The following is an 18,660-nucleotide window of genomic DNA, read 5'->3' as shown; positions in this document are numbered from 1 at the left end:
CACGTTTCTTCCAAAGTTATGCGGTAAATTACATATTGATTTAGTAATCACAAGATGAACCTGTTTATTAGATAACGCTTACTGAAGTGCTGCTTCAAGCTCTTTCTTCAGTTCTGTACCACCCAGTGACATGAAATCATTCATTTCTTTTTCATATACCGCTTCGAAGTCTGCCGGTTTGGCCATCGCAGTTTTCACAATAAGCACTTTCAACTTATCATTTAGCGCTGTACCATATTTAGATTCTGCTTCGATTGGTTTGCTGAAGATAACCGGTCCGATCGTATCCGTATTAGCGATATCAATGGACTGTCTCATTAGCTCTTGGTTACGCTCTGGGAAGCCTGCAATCCATGCGGCTTCATTGGCTGCCTGATCTCCAACTACTTTACCGTTGGCAATGATGGCCATGTCACCACCGTTGTAGACACGATCTTTGACATCCTGTGGTGCATCATCTTTAACAACTGGAACACCATCAACCTTATCGTAATTTTCACCTTCGACACCGGTGTTCATCTCCAGCAAGTTCGTTCCAGAAGCCATCCAGTCTAGGTATTTCACAGCTTCAACCGAACGTTTGCTGCTTTTTGGAATCATGATGTACATACCGTTGCTACCATAACGTGATTTGATGTGTTTGTTGTCCACATTCGCATTGGTGTAAGCGTCAACTGCTACAACTTTGCTATCTGGTACATTTTTGGACAAATTATCAAGCATACCATCTGCATACAGAATCTGACCTACGTCCTCAGACATGTAGCCAATATTACCGTTCTGGAAGTCTTTGACCAATTGCGTTTTTTCTTCATCAAGACTGAAGTCTTTGCTGATCAGACCTTCATTGTAGAGCTTGTTAAGGAACTGCATCGCATCTTTGAAGCCATCATGCAATGGTAGCTCGTAACGCTGACTGTACGTAAGCCCATCTTGTACGGGTTTAATAAAGGAGTAGATCAATGTTTCGTACTGCGCTGGGGCAAGTGCCATACCCATTGGGATGTTTTTGCTGCCCAGATTGCCCGGATCTTTCTCTTTGAATGCTTTCAACGTTTCGTACAGCTCATCCGTTGTTGTTGGAGCATTCATGCCGACTTTATCGAGCCAATCCTGGCGGATATATGAGTTGTAACGAGCCGTAATGGCACGTTTACCCGGAATAGCGAATTGCTGACCTTCCAGCTGACCGAATTTCAACAGGTCTTCGCCGAGATATTCTTTTAAGTTAGGTGCATGTTCATTAAGGAGTTCACCCACCTCAGTTAGCCCACCTTGCTGAGCATAACGGTAGAACACACTGGAGTCGTATACAAACACAATATCTGGAACGTCGCTAGGGCTGGCCATTAAAACGTTGAGCTTGGTTGTTTCTTCTGAACGTTGAACAGGTACGAATTGCACATCAATGTTATTCGGATCGCCGAATTTCTCTTGAACAAATTTAGTTAAGTAGTTGTTCGTGATCGTATGTGGAGAAGGACTGTTACCACGATCAAAAACCTCCACTTTCAAAGTAACACGCTCACCATTAGTTGTTGCCCCACCTTCAGACTCTTGATTGGATGGTGAAGAACATCCTGCCAGCAACGAAACTCCCATTATCATCGTAAGCGCCAAACCTACCCATTTCTTCGTTTTCCCTGTGGTTGTTGTTCTCGTCATTTAGTCATCCCCTTTTACTTTGCGTGAATGTTTAAGGCTTGCTCCGAGTATTCCACATCTTTCGGAACTCTAGCAATAAACCAGTTTCGGAAGCGCTTACAAACGGAATTTAGTTTATGTGTTAAGCCCATTTTCGCAGACTGATTATTTTCCCAAAGCTACGCTGCCCTAGGCTTTGATGGCTCTCAATGCCTCATGACTCGAAACTGCCTGTCCCAATACGGATAAACCATTTTCACACACTGCCTATATTCGTAAACGGTGAAGAAACAGGAATATTAACTTGCTATCCTGCGAAAACAGTTGCATCGATCTCGTCAGCAGAGAACTGTTCAACGAAAACAGGGCGAACCTCTGCAAGCCTCTCTCCTAAGTGGAAAGTGACTGCATGAAATTCACCCTGTGTTATCCTGATGTACAGATCTCAGAATATGATCATAATTGTGTTACTCTTCGGGTTCTCGATGTTCACGTTTCAAACGACGATAATCTCCTGGTGTAATGCCCGTTACCCGTTTAAATACACGTCCCAACGTAATTCCGTTTGCATACCCAACCTTCAGGGCAATATCCTGCAAAGAGTAATCGGTATTGAGCAGAAGCTGCTCCGTCTCCTTCATGCGAAGTTCTGTAACAAAATCAACAAACTTCATGTTGAATTCTGTCTTGAACAAATAACTCGCATGTTTGCCCGTAATCTGGAATCGGTCGCTCAGATGTTTCAATGAAAGATCCGGATTCGCAAACTGTTCTTCGATATAATTTTTCATTTCGTTGACCATGGCTTTGTAACTCTTGGTTTCCGTTACCGCTACATACGTTCTGAACAAGTCCGTCAGACCATCAAACAAAAGACTTTTCACATCCGTAAGCGTCTCTGCCTCTTCCACAGCACTCAACCATCTGTTGATGTTTTCTTCGGACAGCTCTTCCTGGAGCCCTTCCGACATCATGGCTACCTCTCGGCTGAGCATCTGTAACATGGCTTGAATCAGTGAACGAATCTCGTCATCCGGCAGTTTGTTCTGTTCAAATGCTGTAAAGATCTCCTCCAACTGTTCCCGCCACTGTCCACTCGACATCCTGAACCGCTTAACAAAGTCCGCAATCATCTGCAGATAGGTATAGGTATCCAGCAAAGGATGCTGTGGTTCGCCGCAGTCGGCTTGGCCGACATCTCCATTCATCAACAGTTTGCGTTGCATTACCGCTTCTGCGGCCGCATAGGAATCCCGTATTGTACCGATTCCCTGAGCAATAGGACCAATGCCAAAGCTTAAGGAAATGCGTAGATTTTGTTCTACCCAGGATTTACATTCCTCAGCTACTACACGAATCTGCCCAGACATATCCAAGTTGTTATCATTCTGTTCTTTGAACACAAACAGGATTGCAATTCGATCTACACTAATCCATTCCGTCCAGCATTGGACTCCCGTATTACGTGACAGCTCTTGCAAAACGTTCATCAAGGCAAACTTCAGCGTATTTTGTTCACCTCTCGTGTACCTCTCCTGAAATCCCTTCTCATAACGGTTAATCTCTCCAACAACAACGACAAAACGCGACGAGTCTTGCACGTCATTCAGTGGAGAGAGCTCTTTTAATTGCTCTGCTGCATTTTCCATGTGTTCACCATGCAACAGGGCATTGAACAACTTGCTGCGCTGCATGAGTACATTTTCCCTGCTTTTCTTGTCATAATCCATCATATGATTAATCAGATTCTCAAGCACACCATCAATCATCTTCATCTCATCCGTGCGAGCACCTGAGTGTTCGAACACCCGAATCTGATGAGACTCAATCCGGTTCATGATGATCTGAATGGGCTTATAGTTACGGCGAGTAATATACACGATATATACAATCGCACAGATGACAGTCACAATAGCAATGATTACCCATACATAAGATATGACAGATACCCAGCCAAATAAGTTGCCGGCCTTAATTCCACTGGATATTGTCCAGCCCAGTCTTTCTAGCGATAGCCTATTTAGTTCCTGACCGTCTATCGAGCCCTCTTGGTCCGAGTGTGCATTATACACAACCTTACCGTCCCGATCCGTAATCGTCAGGAATGAGAGCTGACCATTAACCATACTATCTACACTCTGTTCAATGCTGCTCATCTTGATATTAATGACCAATGTACCCTGAGAGCCAAAAGGCAAAGGCATGTCCTTGTTCACCGTTAATACGCGAATAGGGGTACGTTGAGCAGAGTCCGTATCGAATTCCCGGACCGGCTGCCAGCCTGAACCGATAGACCCGGAAACCATCTGATTAATCCAAGCCTTATCTGAGAAACTGTCCGCTTCTCTGGAACCACTTACGGTCAGAACATGTTTATTTCGCTTGTCATATAGATAGATGGATTGAATCCATGAGGACGAATTGGATAGCTCACGTAAATTCTGCGCTATCGCATACACCGTGTCCGAACTGGTCAGGTTTGTGTTATTAAAATAGAGTTTATATGCCTGCTGACTCTGTACCGTTTCCAGGATGGATAGTTCAAGATCCCTGATTGTACGATCCACCGTGTCTATCATATAACTGGAGGAGATCCGGTCTGCTTTTTTGGTTTCCTCTTTAGAGATGTCATTGATGAAAACAAACGCGATGAAAATGAGAATGGTGACCGTAAGAAAAAAAATTGGGAAGTACGAGAACAATAACCGGTAGTACCAATTACGAGACAATAGACCCCACTCCTCACTCCACGATGCCAATGTTCTCAGCCGTGGTTCTACTGTTCAGCATCCATCTCACCTTAGGGGCTGAACACTATATGATAACGCTATCATAACTGATTTTATGTTATTATAGCACAAGCCTCTGAGCAGCAAAGCAAGAATTGAATTCAAAGAGCCAAAACAAAAAAACCGTGCTGAGCAGACAACAACTCAGACACGGAACAGTTCATCTGGCAGCACACCGTTATATCCTCGATGCTCTAAATGCCAGAATCCTTAAACAATGTGGCCATGGAGCCACCATCCACAATAATGCGTATGGCGCGGGCCAGCATTGGCGCAACAGGTAACACTTTGAAGCATTCAGGGTGGTCATCTGGCAGTGCGATCGAGTCCGTAACTACCACCTCTTCAATTGACGGGTGATTCAACTTACTTACCGCCCCATCCGAGAACAATCCGTGTGTTGCACATACATATACATTTTTGGACCCACGTTCCTTCAACCCTTCCACAACATTCAGAATGGTTGTTCCGGTGTCGATCAGATCCTCAATAATAATAGGTGTCCGTCCTTCTACATCACCAATGACATGGGTAATCACCGATTCATTATGGCTTGGACGTTTCTTGATCATAATGGCAAATGGAGAATCCAGACGGTTCGCCAGCTTCTCTGCCATCGATGCTCGTCCCGCATCCGGGGAGACTACAACAGGGTTCTCGATTCCTTTGCTTAACAGATAATCACTAATCAGATCCAGTGATGTCATATGGTCAACCGGAATGTTGAAGAATCCCTGAATAGCCGCTGCGTGCAGGTCGATCGTTACCACTCTATTGGCGCCAGCCGTAGTTAATACATCTGCTACCATCTTGGCCGAGATCGGCTCCCGTGGAGCGGATTTACGCTCTTGTCGAGCATAGCCATAATACGGAACAATGATGTTCACAGTGCGCGCTGAAGCCCTCTTGGCGGCATCAATCATCACCAACAGCTCGACAAACAGCTCATTGATCGGATGAGACAACGACTGTACCAGAAACACATCACAATTACGGATCGTTTCTTCATAATGAACGTATATTTCTCCGCTCTTGAACCTGGACAGCTTGATCTTGCCCAGTTGTACACCCAGCTTGTCACATACCTGTTCTGCCAGCTTAGGGTTCGATGAACCGGAAAAAATACGTAACGAATGCTGCATAATGCCCTCCCGAGGGTTGAAGTCCCTATATAATCCCTTAGCTAAAAGGTTATTTCCCTCATTATACTCCACTGGCTTATACATTTAAAGGAATGAACGAGCGATGACGGCCTTCAAAAACAGCGACCTCCGTACAGCCCAACTCATGTAAAAGTGCTTCAGCTTCAGGCAAATAATCCCCCAGCTTCAGTGGGTCATGTGCATCAGAACCCATGGTTAATGGAATGCCCAATCGAATGGCTTCTGTCAGCATTCTGCGACTAGGGAACATCTCGGCACAAGGCTTTGATAACCCGGAAGCATTCAGCTCCATGGCGCAGCCACTTTTGGCAATAGCCTGCAGCGCTGCGTTCTCCAGTGAGATACGTTCATCTGTCTGCTCCGCTGAAGGAGCATAGCCAAACCGTTTAATGACATCCGTATGGCCCATAATATCGTACATACCCGTCGCAGCTGCCTTGCTTACGGCATCATAGTACTGACGATATACTTCAAGGATGTCTTTGCCATCCCAGTGATGGGTCTGGCGGAAATCCGTAATGTCCCATTCCCCGAGGAAATGAACGGAGCCAATCACATAATCCCATGGATAACGCTCAATGATCGCACGGATCTCTGTTTCCCAGCCTTCAATATAGTCACCTTCCAGACCAACACGTACGTCAATCTGCCCACGGTAACGTTCTTTCAGGGAGAAACACTCCTCTACGTAACGCGGCAGTTCATCCATAGGCATCGCCATTTCCGGATAATATTGAGCCGGATCGACATGCAACAAGGGCATGTGATCGGACAATCCAATCTGGGATAGTCCGATCTCCACACCACGCTGCACGTACGCTTCCAGTTTGCCAACGGCATGTCCACACCGCTCATGGTGTGTATGATAGTCTATACGCACGAAACTCGCCTCCTAATCGCGGCGAGGCCGTTCATGACGGCGGCTCAGCTCTGACATAATGTCGTCCAGCGGCAGCTTGCGCTCTTGTAACAGGACGAGCAGGTGATACATCAGGTCACTGACTTCCAGACGAAGCTCGTCATTATCTTTATTTTTGGCGGCGATGATCGTTTCGGACGCTTCCTCACCGATTTTTTTCAGTATTTTGTCTACACCTTTATCAAACAGATACGTTGTATATGCACCCTCAGGGCGCTCACGTTCACGCTCTGCAATAACGGATTCCAGTTCAGCCAATACCTCAAAGCGACTTTCGGAACCGGAACTTGCAGAAGCAGATGCCGCACCCGCTTCATCCGAAGCCTTGTCTGCCGATTTCTCTGGCAAACCAATGATTTCATTATGGAAACAAGTTACCGCACCTGTATGACAAGCCGGACCGTTCGGTTTCACCTCAACCAACAAAGTATCGCCGTCACAGTCATATTTTAGGGAAGTAATCGTCTGCACGTTGCCAGATGTTGCCCCTTTATGCCACAGCTCTTGACGCGAGCGTGACCAGAACCAGGTTTCACCGGATTCAAGCGACAACTTCAGAGATTCGCGATTCATATAAGCCATCATTAAAACTTCACGAGTATCTACATCCTGCACAATGGCAGGAACCAAACCGTCACTCCAACGAATGTGTTCCACAACCTGTTCCAAGGATAACTGTTCCTTGATTTCATCGCTCACTTTAGTCACGGATCTCCACCCCTTGTTCTCTCAAATGTTGTTTTAACGCCGGTACGGCGATTTCTTTGTAATGGAAAATCGTTGCGGCCAGCCCTGCGTCCGCTTTGCCTGTGGTAAATACATCATAGAAATGAGATTCTTTGCCCGCACCGCCCGATGCGATGACTGGAATACGCACAGATTCGGATACTGCTGCCGTCAGCTTCAGATCAAAGCCGTCTTTTGTTCCGTCCGCGTCCATACTTGTGAGAAGAATCTCTCCCGCGCCCAAGCTCTCAGCCTGTTTAACCCATTCCAACGCCTTGATCCCGGAGGGTTTCCGTCCACCATGGGTATAGACTTCCCACTCGCCCCAAGCTTCGTTAAACTTGGCATCAATCGCTACCACGATGCACTGCGAGCCAAAGCGACGTGCACCATCTGCGATCAACTGCGGATTAAGTACCGCGGCTGTATTCACTGCAATTTTATCCGCACCTGCACGGAGAATCCGCTTCATGTCCTCCACCTTGGAGATGCCACCACCTACCGTAAAGGGAATAGCGATCTCGCCCGCCGTCTGCCGTACAACTTCTTCCATCGTTTCGCGACCTTCTACCGAAGCGGAGATATCGAGAAACACCAATTCGTCCGCGCCCTCGCGGTCATATAGTGCCGCCAGCTCTACCGGATCACCCGCATCGCGGAGATTAACGAAGTTGACGCCTTTGACGACCCGGCCGTCCTTCACGTCCAGACAGGGGATGATTCTTTTTGCCAGCATGCTACCTCTTCCTCTCTATCCGAATATCCCTTACTTATTTACTGCACGTACCGCTTCAGACAGATCGATGCTTCCCGTATACAGTGCTTTACCCACAATTGCTCCACCAACACCATCATCCGCGTGGCGACTCAGACGAAGCAAATCATCCATTACACTCACACCGCCGGAAGCAATAACCGTCCGTCCGCTTGCCTTGGCTAGAGACACAATCGCTTCCACATTAGGACCCTGCATCATGCCATCTCGGGAAATATCCGTAAAGATAAACGTTTCTGCCCCATACGCCGCCAATTCCTTCGCGAGTACCTCTGCCTGTACTTCCGATGTTTCAAGCCATCCGCGGGTTGCTACGTAACCATTACGAGCGTCAATACCAATTGCCACTTTGTCGCCGTAACGTCCCAATACTTCCTCTGTAAAAGCACGATCCTCAATTGCTGCTGTTCCAATGATTAGTCGGCTAACACCCAGACCAAGCAAACGCTCTACATCAGCTACCGTACGAAGTCCGCCACCCACCTGAACAGGTACATTCACAGCCGAGGCAATCCGCCCGATCAGCTCATCGTTAACAGGATGACCCGCTTTGGCACCATCCAGATCGACCAGATGAACGTATGTACCGCCTTGCTTCTCCCAAGATAGAGCTACTTGAACCGGGTCATCGCTATACACGGTCTCCTGATTATAATCTCCCTGCACCAGTCTTACACATTTGCCGTCCCGGATATCAATCGCCGGATATAGGATAAAAGATGACATACAAGGCCTCCTGAATATGAATTAGATTTGTACGCTTTCTATAGTTAAGAAGAGATGATGCTTTACCTTTGTATAGGTGCTCCTGTCAGAGCCAAAAAGTTGCCGAGCAACTTCATACCAAGCTCTCCACTTTTCTCCGGGTGGAATTGCATACCGAAGTTGGATCCTCTGCCTACAATGGCTGTCACCGGATGTCCGTAATCCGTTACCGCCAGCAGATCCTCCCTGTTTTCAGTAAGCGCATGATAGGAATGGACAAAATAGACGTGACCTGCCTCAAGCCCCGCAAATAGCGGGTTTTCCGCGTGCAGGAATTCCAAACGGTTCCATCCCATATGAGGAACCTTCAGTTCTCCTGGGGCGAAACGCACCACTTTACCTGACAAAATATCCAGTCCCTCATGTTCGCCATGCTCTTCACTTGAGCTGAACAACAACTGCATCCCCAGACAGATCCCGAGCAGTGGCTTGGACCCGGCAGCGGCTTCTTTCACCACCGTATCCAATCCACTCTCCCGCAGATGAACCATCGCATCACCAAAAGCACCTACGCCTGGCAGAATAACACCATCTGCACCAAGAATCTCTTCCCGGTCACCTGTGACCAGCGCTTCGTAGCCAAGACGTTCGACCGCTTTGCCGACGCTGTGCAGGTTACCCATACCGTAATCGACAATTGCAATCGCCATCGTCTACAGCACTCCCTTCGTGGAAGGCACACCCGTTACACGTGGATCAATCATCGTTGCTTCATCCAGAGCACGTCCCAATGCCTTAAAGATCGCTTCAATCATGTGGTGGGTGTTCTGACCATAGTGCACAATGACATGTAACGTAATCCGAGCTTCCAGCGCCAATTTCCACAGGAATTCATGTACCAGCTCCGTGGAGAAACTGCCTACCTGTTGGGAAGGGTATTCAGCACGGTATTCAAAGTGAGGTCGGTTACTCACATCAATAATAACCTGAGCGAGTGCCTCGTCCATCGGTACAAAAACACTGGCGTAGCGCTTAATACCGCGTTTGTCACCCAACGCTTCTCGCAACGTCTGTCCCAGACAGATTCCGATGTCTTCAACCGTGTGATGATCGTCGATGTCAATATCTCCGCGAGCCTGAACGTTCAGGTCGAATTGTCCGTGCTTCGTGAACAGATCCAGCATATGGTTCAGGAAGGGTACATCTGTTTCAATCGTGGATTGTCCTGTTCCATCTACAGTAAAGGCCAATTGGATATTGGTCTCGTTTGTTTTGCGGTCAACCTCTGCTTGGCGCACTGCACCTTTGTTTTCAAGTTCAACACCTTTATTTTGCTTATCCATTGTCCAATTCCGCCTTTCCTTCCTGTTCTAACCGTACAGCGATTGCACGGGCATGCCCTTCAAGACCCTCATGGCGGGCCAACTCTATAATAGCCGCTCCGTTCTGCAGCAGCGCTTCTTTACTATAATAGATCAGACTCGATTTTTTGATAAAATCATCCACGTCCACTGGCGAACTGAATCGCGCAGTACCATTGGTCGGAATAATGTGATTTGGTCCGGCAAAATAATCCCCTACCGGCTCCGAGCTGTACGGGCCGAGGAAGATCGCGCCGGCATTTTCGATCCGGCCAGCGTAAGCCATAGGCTCCTGCACCATGATCTCCAGATGCTCCGGTGCAAGCCGGTTCACCACATCGATTCCCTCATCGATGGAATCAACCACAATAATGGCGCCATACTGCTCTACCGAAGCAGCAGCGATATCCCGCCGCGGCAGCACTTCAAGCTGCCGCTGCACTTCGCCCTGCACGGCTTCCGCCAGCGCGGTCGAATTCGTGACGAGAATGGCCGATGCCATCTCGTCATGTTCCGCCTGCGACAACAGGTCCGCGGCGACATACACCGGATTCGCTGTATCATCGGCGAGCACCACAATCTCACTCGGTCCGGCGATACTGTCGATATCGACCGCGCCGTACACCTCGCGCTTCGCGAGCGCCACGTAAATATTGCCCGGTCCACAGATCTTGTCGACCGGGGCAATACTCTCCGTGCCGTAAGCCAGGGCGGCGATAGCTTGAGCGCCGCCAACCCGGTACATCTCGCTCACGCCTGCTTCCGCAGCAGCAACGAGGATGTACGGGTTAATACCTTCGCCACCATTCGTAGACGGCGGCGTCACGAGAACAATCTCCGGCACGCCTGCCACCTGTGCCGGAATCACATTCATCAGCACTGACGATGGATACGCTGCTTTGCCGCCAGGTACATAAACGCCGACCCGCTTCAGCGGTCGGATGACCTGTCCCAGCAGGCTGCCGTCCTGCTGCCAATCCATCCACGAGTTGCGTTTCTGTTTCTCGTGAAACGCACGAATGTTGGCGGCGGCTTGCCGAATCGCCGTCACAAAGGATGGCTCCACGGCTGCATAAGCCGCCTGCAGCTCTTCCTGCGGCACGCGCAATTCCGCGGCCGTCAGCTTTGTGCGGTCCAGCTGCTCCGTGTAACGCAGCAGTGCCGCATCACCCTCACGGCGAATGTCGCTGACAATACGCCGTACCGTTTCATTTTGCTCTGGCGTGCCATACTCCACTTCCCGCTTCAGATCAAACTCCCGTGCAGGTACAATTTTCATACGTACAACCTCCTCATCCTCTGTAATGCCTGCCTTTTTATGGCCGATCCGTTTCCTTGTTGTGTCTCTTACTCTTGCTTTTGCTTCTGCTTCTGCTTCTGCTTCTGCTTTACATGTTTCTCATCTATATTTCTGACGTAGTAGTTTATCCCCGAACACTTCCCGCCGATATCTCATTCGATGCCGGAATGACCTGCTGAAGTGCATCACACAAAGCCTGGATTCGTGCATTTTTCATCCGATAACTTACCCGATTGGCGATAAGGCGGCTGGTGATGTCCAGAATGCCTGTCATCTCCACCAATCCGTTCTCACGCAGTGTCTGACCGGTCTCCACCAGATCGACGATCCGGTCTGCCAGACCAATCAGGGGTGCAAGCTCAATGGAACCATTCAGCTTGATCACCTCGACCTGCTGACCCTGCTCCCGGAAATACTGTGAAGCAATCCTTGGATACTTCGTCGCAACACGTTGCTGTATGCCTGGCTTCCAGTCTGGAAGTCCGATCACAGACATACGGCATTGGGCAATTCCCAGGTTCAACAGTTCGTACACGTCCCGATTTTCCTCTAGCAGCACGTCTTTACCAACAATTCCGATATCGGCAACACCGTACTCCACATATGTTGGAACATCTACTGGCTTCGCCATAATGAATTCCATTCCCGCTTCCGGTACTTCGATGACCAATCTGCGTGTATCATCCACGTCTTCTGGAATATCCAGCCCCGCTTCACGAAACAATTTGGAGGCTTTTTTATAGATTCGGCCCTTCGGCATGGCCACCTTCAGAATATCCGACATCTCAGCGTCCTCCTTCTTCAGATCCGTAAGTAATAACCTGCTCAGCCTGAGCGGTTCTTGCTTCAACCGATACGGCACTTGCACCAGCCCCGTCTTCAGGAAGAAGGAGTGTCACTACATTTTGTCCCATACTGCGTAATCTTGCCGCTTCTGTTAATGCCTCGGCCCGACGTTTCGGGGTATATTGGATAAGTACCGTTTTTTTCTCTTCAATGGTAATGCCATGAACACCATCAATAATACGGTTCGTTTTCAAAGCAAATCCTGTAGCTGGCAACGAGCGCCCGAATTGTTGTAACAGATTATCATACCGTCCACCGCTACACACCGGAGATCCCAGTTCTGCTGCATACCCTTCAAAGGTCATGCCTGTATAATAGGAGAAATCACCGATCATCGTCAGATCAATCAGCACATGCTCGGATACACCGTACGCTTCCAACACTTCGAATACGGCACATAGATGTGCAATCGACTGTGCTGCTTCAGCACTTGAACTTAGCTCTACCGCATGTGTGCATACTTCCTTACCACCGCGCAGACGAAGGATCGCTTCAAGCTGTTCTTTCAGCTTAGGCTCCAGATTCAATGCTTCAATCGACTGACGATAGCCGACATAATCACGTCCGAGCAACCCTTCCTTCAATTGCTCCTGCTCCGCTGTCTGGCCTGGAATCACTTCCTCCAGTAATCCATTCAGGAATCCCATATGACCCATCGCTATTTTAAAAGAAGACACACCCGCTGCCTGCAAAGAGGCAATCGCAAGCGCAACAACTTCTGCATCCGCCTCAGGTGAGTCGTCTCCAACCAGCTCCACGCCCGTCTGGAAAAATTCTGCCTCACGCCCAGCTTCCTCTTCAATAGAACGAAATACGTTCGCATGATAGGACAGACGCAGCGGCATCTGCTCATCTTTAAGCATCGATGAAACTACGCGTGCAATTGGAGCCGTTAGATCCGATCTGAGCACCAGAGTGGTTCCCCGGCTGTTCAATAATTTAAATAATTTGCGATCTGATGTAGAACTTGCCACACCTACCGTGTCGTAATATTCAATCGTTGGTGTGATGATCTGACGGTAACCCCAGCGTTCCATACATTCCAGTACATTGCGTTCAATCGTCCGCAGCTTGGATACTACATGTGGTGTGTAGTCGCGGAATCCGGTCGGTTTTTCAAAACCTTTTGGTTTGGACATTGGTAATATTCACCCCGAGTCAGTAATTTAGGAGTTGCATTCGTTCTATTTCAACAGGATTTATGTAGTGTAAATCCCCATTCTATCTTATAAACTTGAATCACCTTATTGCTGCAAAAAGCCTTCAACTATTGGTTTAGTTCAACCTTTATCATGATTAATTTCTCCGAGAATACTTTCACATGGTAAAGTGCTAACAAACTAAAGGATATGGGATATGATAACATGAAATCCGCACTACCGTCAACAATACCAAAGCTTGATTGCCCTTGGATAGGCATATCGTTTGATATACACACCGTTACCCTCACCAATCGGTATTTATATACGAAAAAAGCTGCCATAAGCAGCTTTTTACTACGAATCATCTTCATTGATTCATCTTCATTCGTTACTTTATTGACTTAATGCACACTACCCTGAGAAGAATCATCCGTGTTAAAGACAGTTTCTTCCGTAGAAGCTGCCGCGCGGGATAAATCACGCAGTGGATTACCTCCAACAAAAGCTCCTGGTGCAACATCCTTATGTACGACAGCTCCAGCAGCTACAACCGCTCCATCTCCTATAGTTACACCAGGCAGGATCGTTGTATTTGCACCAATCAGTACATTTTCCCCGATAATCACCTCACCGAGCCTGTACTCCTTAATGAGATACTCATGAGCAAGAATCGTTGTGTTGTAACCGATGACCGAGTTTTCGCCGACCGTTATTTTCTCCGGAAAAAACACATCCACCATCACCATCAGGCCAAAGGCCGTGTGTTTTCCCACCTTCATGCCGAGCATTCGGCGGTAAATCCAGTTCTTCACCGATAGAATCGGACAGTAGCGTGACAACTGGATCCAGATAAAATTACGAACGCCCTTCCACGGACTCACTGTCTTGTAGATATGCCAAAGTGCATTCTGGTCCTCTACCGGATAGCGGGTTACTTTTCTCATGAACGTCCCGTTTCAATACGGATGAGTTTCAACAAGTCTCTCATGTCATGCAACATATGGTCGGGTCCATATCCGTTCAGGATCGTTTCTCCTTTAAGAGACCATGCAACCCCCGCCGATAGAGCGCCCGCATTCTGTGCCGATTGGATATCCACCGGACTATCACCCACCATTAACGTTTTGGCAGGATCTGCACCCAGTTCCGTCATGGCTTTCAGTACCGGTTCAGCATGTGGCTTCGGATTCGTTACATCGGTCACTGTTACAATCGTCTTCATATATTTCAGTAGGTCAAAACGTTCTAGTACCTTTAATGTAGATGGACGAATTTTGGTTGTGACTACACCCATCACAATGCCGGCCTGATGCAGCGCCTCTACTACCTCAATAACATGTGGAAAAGGTCTTACCATCGCTTCATGATGGATATCATTATAGGCTCGGTAACCTTTCACGTACTCGGAAACTTCCTCCTGGCCAGAAAAGGTACGCATTTGCTGCTCCAGTGTACCACCCATATGTGGAATGATCTGTTCCCGTGTCCATGGAGCTGAATGTTCCCATCCCCCCATGACATGCTGGAATGAGCTGATAATCAACTCATTGGTATCAATAATCGTTCCGTCCAGATCAAACAATACCGTGTCAATCATGTTGCATTACTCCTTTTTATCATCAACTTGCTTGGATTCATCTTTGGCTGGAGGTGTTAACTTATTCTCTTTGCCAGCAACTGTTCCCGTATGCTCCATATCATCTGAGGTAACTTTGGACGATACAATCGGATCACTATAACGAACATCTGCTTTACCTGTCACTCTTCTCACCACAATGAATACAACAGCAACAATAATGATGCCAATCGCGAGCAGTTGCGAGATTCTTACGTTACCGTAAGCAGGATCAAGATATCCTTGTTCAAAGCCCATTGCAGTCATTGGAGACCACAGCCCGTTCACTAATGAAGCAACCCATTGCGGAGCCTGGAAGCCAAGACTGTCCGTACGTAGAGCTTCAATGAAGAAACGACCGATAGAGTACCAGATGAAATAAGACATGAACAGTTCACCTGAACGGAGAAACTTCTGACGACGCAGAACCAAGAGCAAGACCAGACCAACGAGACTCCACATCGATTCATACAAAAATGCAGGATGGTGGAATACGCCCTCTACGTTCATTTGATTTACAATAAAGTCCGGCAGATGAAGCTTGTCTCTCAAAAATGATTCTTCCACAGGACCGCCGTAGGCTTCCTGATTCACAAAGTTCCCCCAGCGTCCGATCAACTGTCCAACGAGCAGTCCAGGCGCACAGATATCGGCCATACGCCAGAAGTTATATCCTTTACGACGGAAGAAAATAACTGCACAGATAATAGCACCAATAAGTGCACCATAGATGGCGATACCGCCATTCCATATTTTAAAGACATCCCAGAAATTATCCTTATAATCTTCCCATTTAAATGCGACGTAGTAGATGCGGGCACCAATGATGGCAGAAGGCACGCCCAGCAAGACCATGTCCATGAACACTTCCTGTGGAATATTGTATCGTTTGCCCTCCCGGATCACGAGCAGGAGTCCTATAAGTGCCGCGGCACCAAGAATAAGCCCGTACCAGTGAACCTTTAACGCTCCAATAGAGAACGCAATCGGGTTCAACAGTAATAATGTATCCATTCATTCACACTCCTATTTATTCAATCAATCGCACGCATGACGAATGGTTGGCATACACTGCGCCTTAAGAGAAGCAGTGCATGTCAACCATTTATCTTCATTCCCTTGTATAAAATGTTTCTTAATCCATGTCTTCCATATCTTCCGAGATGGTTGCTGTCAGCTTGTTCGTGAATTGCAGCGCAGCATTCAGACCCATCTGTTTCAGGCGATAGTTCATACCTGCCACTTCAATAATAACCGCCAAGTTCCGTCCCGGACGAACAGGAATCGTAACAAGAGGCACATCCGTATCAATGATACGTGTAGTCTCTTCATCCAGACCCAGACGATCATATTGTTTATCTTGTTGCCATGCTTCCAGACGTACAACCAAGGTAATCCGTTTGTTATTCCGAACCGCACCGGCTCCGAACAATGTCATGACGTTGATAATACCGACACCTCGAATCTCGAGCAAGTGGCGGATCAATTCAGGTGCAGTACCGTGCAGCTGAAAATCTGACGTTTGGCGGATCTCTACCGCATCATCGGCAATCAGTCGGTGTCCACGTTTCACCAGTTCAAGCGCTGTTTCACTCTTACCAATACCGCTACTACCTGTGATCAGCATACCTACGCCATAGACATCACAAAGTACACCGTGAATGGTTGCTGTTGGTGCCAATTTCTTTTCCAGGAAACCCGTGATCCGGCTGGATAGAATCGTAGTAGCCATGTTACTACGAAGTACAGCCAGATTCTGCTCTTCACTGATATCAATCAGCTCTTGCGGAACTTCCAGTCCACGCGTGACAACGATACAAGGCGTCTCTTCCGTACAAAGACGTTGCATACGATCGCGCCGCTCTTGCTCAGGTAACATTGCAAAGAAAGCTAACTCCGTTCTTCCAAGTAGCTGTACCCGTTCTTGTGGATGGTATTCAAAATAACCGGCCATTTCCAGACCAGGACGGTTCAGGTCATCTACCGTAATGACTCTTTTCAATCCGTGAGATCCAGAAACAACCTCCAACTGAAATTGCTGCACCAGTTCAGATACTTTCACTTTTTTCGCCATTTGTCTCTTCCTTTCAGCATTAGCTGTCCCTCTATGTACATCGGATCGTGTATCAGTTATTTCCATTATTAGCGCATTCACAACATGGGGTACAGACTGCATACCCTTCCAACAGTCGATTCTCTCAAATATATGAAGACAGACCTTCAAATAATCTTAAATGAATTCCGGGCTGAATGCAATCGCGGCCTCCGACAACCATTAGTAAGAAAAGTCTTCTGATCGAAGCACCTTCTAGGATACTACATTCGTAGTTTAAGGGGTGTTTTTCTTACGATTATTAATCCTTCAACTCTGCCGAAACTTATAAATTCATTAATCTTAAAAAAGCCCCTTCCAGCAATAACGGAAGGGGCTCTCATTACAATGTATAATTGCGTTAACTGTCAGGTTCCATCGTCACCGAGGAATCTCAGTATTATTTGTCTTGAAGAAGTACGTTCACTTCAGTCTCTTTGTCAAAGATATGAACTTTGTTCATGTCGATGGCCATTTTAACTGTGGAACCATCACGAGTGTTAGAACGTCCGTCTACACGTGCGATCGTTGTATCATTACCAACACCGCTCAAGTAGAGGAGCATTTCGTGACCCAGGTTCTCTGTAACATCTACGTGTGTAGAGAATACAGAGTTCGGGGATGCTTCCAAGAATACTGGCTCTTCGTGAATGTCTTCTGGACGAACACCCAGAATCACTTCTTTGCCAATGTATCCTCTAGATTTCAACACTTGTGCTTTACCTTGTGGGATTTCAACATCCACACCAGGAGCTATGAAATGCATGCTAGTACCTTGCTCAGCGAGTTTACCCGAGATAAAGTTCATTGTCGGGGAACCGATGAAACCAGCTACGAACAGGTTAGCCGGCAGGTTATACAACTCTTCCGGAGAAGCTGCTTGTTGGATGATACCATCCTTCATAACAACGATCCGATCACCCATCGTCATTGCTTCGATCTGGTCATGCGTTACGTAGATAACAGTTGTTTCCAAACGTTTCGCAAGTTTAGTGATCTCAGCACGCATTTGACCACGCAGTTTGGCATCCAAGTTGGAAAGAGGCTCATCCATCAAGAAGACTTGTGGATCACGGACAATCGCACGTCCCAAAGCGACACGTTGACGTTGACCACCGGACAAAGCCTTAGGTTTACGCTCAAGCAAATGCTCGATATCCAGGATTTTAGCTGCTTCACGTACACGTTTGTCGATCTCATCTTTTTTAACCTTACGCAATTTCAAACCAAATGCCATGTTTTGATATACGCTCATATGCGGATACAAGGCATAGGATTGGAATACCATCGCGATATCGCGGTCTTTAGGTGCAACATCATTAACGACACGGTCACCGATATAGAGTTTACCTTCAGAAATTTCCTCAAGGCCTGCGATCATACGCAGTGTTGTTGATTTACCACAACCGGACGGACCTACCAATACCAGAAATTCTTTATCTTTAATGTCCAGGTTAATGTCAACTACAGTTGCTTTATCAGAACCCGGGTATTTTTTGAAAATATGCTCTAAACGTACTCCAGCCATGATTGTTGCCTCCTCAGAGATCATTTTGTAATCGAATACAATTTGTATTTTTATA

Annotated in this window: 17 protein-coding genes; all 17 read right to left on the bottom strand. The window is 47.4% G+C overall.

Annotated elements, in window-relative coordinates; all coding sequences use genetic code 11:
- Nucleotides 1–78: 78 nt before the first annotated feature.
- The 17 genes from V6669_RS00815 to ugpC all read right to left on the bottom strand — a co-directional run bounded on the left by V6669_RS00815 (nucleotide 79) and on the right by ugpC (nucleotide 18,605).
- Nucleotides 79–1,665, bottom strand: coding sequence for an extracellular solute-binding protein (locus V6669_RS00815; RefSeq protein WP_338589877.1), 1,587 nt, complete (start codon nucleotides 1,663–1,665; stop codon nucleotides 79–81).
- Between the two features lie 446 nt (nucleotides 1,666–2,111).
- Nucleotides 2,112–4,373 carry a helix-turn-helix domain-containing protein gene (locus V6669_RS00810; protein ID WP_338589875.1) on the bottom strand — a complete coding sequence of 754 codons (2,262 nt, stop codon included), beginning with the start codon at nucleotides 4,371–4,373 and terminating at the stop codon, nucleotides 2,112–2,114.
- Nucleotides 4,374–4,627: 254 nt separating this feature from the next.
- Nucleotides 4,628–5,575 (bottom strand): ribose-phosphate pyrophosphokinase, encoded by a 948-nt coding sequence (locus tag V6669_RS00805; RefSeq protein ID WP_338589873.1) that lies wholly within the window; start codon nucleotides 5,573–5,575, stop codon nucleotides 4,628–4,630.
- Between the two features lie 76 nt (nucleotides 5,576–5,651).
- A complete protein-coding gene (gene hisJ / locus V6669_RS00800) occupies nucleotides 5,652–6,476 on the bottom strand; it encodes a histidinol-phosphatase HisJ (protein WP_338589871.1) in 825 nt (274 codons plus the stop codon).
- A gap of 12 nt (nucleotides 6,477–6,488) precedes the next feature.
- Nucleotides 6,489–7,214, bottom strand: coding sequence for a bifunctional phosphoribosyl-AMP cyclohydrolase/phosphoribosyl-ATP diphosphatase HisIE (gene hisIE / locus V6669_RS00795; protein WP_076216873.1), 726 nt, complete (start codon nucleotides 7,212–7,214; stop codon nucleotides 6,489–6,491).
- Between the two features lies 1 nt (nucleotide 7,215).
- Nucleotides 7,216–7,977, bottom strand: coding sequence for an imidazole glycerol phosphate synthase subunit HisF (gene hisF / locus V6669_RS00790; RefSeq protein ID WP_338589869.1), 762 nt, complete (start codon nucleotides 7,975–7,977; stop codon nucleotides 7,216–7,218).
- A 30-nt stretch (nucleotides 7,978–8,007) separates the two neighbouring features.
- Nucleotides 8,008–8,742 carry a 1-(5-phosphoribosyl)-5-[(5-phosphoribosylamino)methylideneamino]imidazole-4-carboxamide isomerase gene (gene hisA / locus V6669_RS00785; protein ID WP_338589867.1) on the bottom strand — a complete coding sequence of 245 codons (735 nt, stop codon included), beginning with the start codon at nucleotides 8,740–8,742 and terminating at the stop codon, nucleotides 8,008–8,010.
- 62 nt (nucleotides 8,743–8,804) lie between these two features.
- Nucleotides 8,805–9,431: an imidazole glycerol phosphate synthase subunit HisH gene (gene hisH / locus V6669_RS00780; protein WP_338589865.1), complete on the bottom strand. Its 627-nt coding sequence runs from the start codon at nucleotides 9,429–9,431 to the stop codon at nucleotides 8,805–8,807.
- 3 nt (nucleotides 9,432–9,434) lie between these two features.
- Complete coding sequence (gene hisB / locus V6669_RS00775) at nucleotides 9,435–10,064, bottom strand: imidazoleglycerol-phosphate dehydratase HisB (protein WP_338589863.1); 630 nt, start codon at nucleotides 10,062–10,064, stop codon at nucleotides 9,435–9,437.
- Nucleotides 10,057–11,361 carry a histidinol dehydrogenase gene (gene hisD, locus V6669_RS00770; RefSeq protein WP_338589861.1) on the bottom strand — a complete coding sequence of 435 codons (1,305 nt, stop codon included), beginning with the start codon at nucleotides 11,359–11,361 and terminating at the stop codon, nucleotides 10,057–10,059. The genes hisB and hisD overlap by 8 nt, the downstream gene beginning before the upstream one ends.
- A 145-nt stretch (nucleotides 11,362–11,506) precedes the next feature.
- Nucleotides 11,507–12,166 carry an ATP phosphoribosyltransferase gene (gene hisG, locus V6669_RS00765; RefSeq protein ID WP_338589859.1) on the bottom strand — a complete coding sequence of 220 codons (660 nt, stop codon included), beginning with the start codon at nucleotides 12,164–12,166 and terminating at the stop codon, nucleotides 11,507–11,509.
- 1 nt (nucleotide 12,167) lies between these two features.
- Complete coding sequence (locus V6669_RS00760; RefSeq protein WP_338589857.1) at nucleotides 12,168–13,367, bottom strand: ATP phosphoribosyltransferase regulatory subunit; 1,200 nt, start codon at nucleotides 13,365–13,367, stop codon at nucleotides 12,168–12,170.
- 404 nt (nucleotides 13,368–13,771) lie between these two features.
- Entirely contained in the window at nucleotides 13,772–14,314 is a 543-nt protein-coding gene (locus V6669_RS00755) for a DapH/DapD/GlmU-related protein (RefSeq protein WP_036616162.1), read from the bottom strand.
- Entirely contained in the window at nucleotides 14,311–14,967 is a 657-nt protein-coding gene (ppaX, locus tag V6669_RS00750; RefSeq protein WP_017691276.1) for a pyrophosphatase PpaX, read from the bottom strand. The genes V6669_RS00755 and ppaX overlap by 4 nt, the downstream gene beginning before the upstream one ends.
- Nucleotides 14,968–14,973: 6 nt before the next feature.
- On the bottom strand, nucleotides 14,974–15,999 hold the full coding sequence (lgt, locus tag V6669_RS00745) for a prolipoprotein diacylglyceryl transferase (protein WP_036616160.1): 1,026 nt from the start codon (nucleotides 15,997–15,999) through the stop codon (nucleotides 14,974–14,976).
- 121 nt (nucleotides 16,000–16,120) lie between these two features.
- Nucleotides 16,121–17,059, bottom strand: a complete 939-nt coding sequence (hprK, locus tag V6669_RS00740; RefSeq protein WP_017691278.1) for an HPr(Ser) kinase/phosphatase — start codon at nucleotides 17,057–17,059, stop codon at nucleotides 16,121–16,123.
- A 418-nt stretch (nucleotides 17,060–17,477) separates the two neighbouring features.
- Nucleotides 17,478–18,605, bottom strand: coding sequence for a sn-glycerol-3-phosphate ABC transporter ATP-binding protein UgpC (ugpC, locus tag V6669_RS00735; RefSeq protein ID WP_017691279.1), 1,128 nt, complete (start codon nucleotides 18,603–18,605; stop codon nucleotides 17,478–17,480).
- Nucleotides 18,606–18,660: the final 55 nt, after the last annotated feature.

Origin of the sequence: Paenibacillus sp. Y5S-9 (genome assembly GCF_036894235.1) — a bacterium.
Classification (GTDB): Bacteria; Bacillota; Bacilli; order Paenibacillales; family Paenibacillaceae; genus Paenibacillus.
This window is presented reverse-complemented; position numbering and strand designations above follow the sequence as displayed.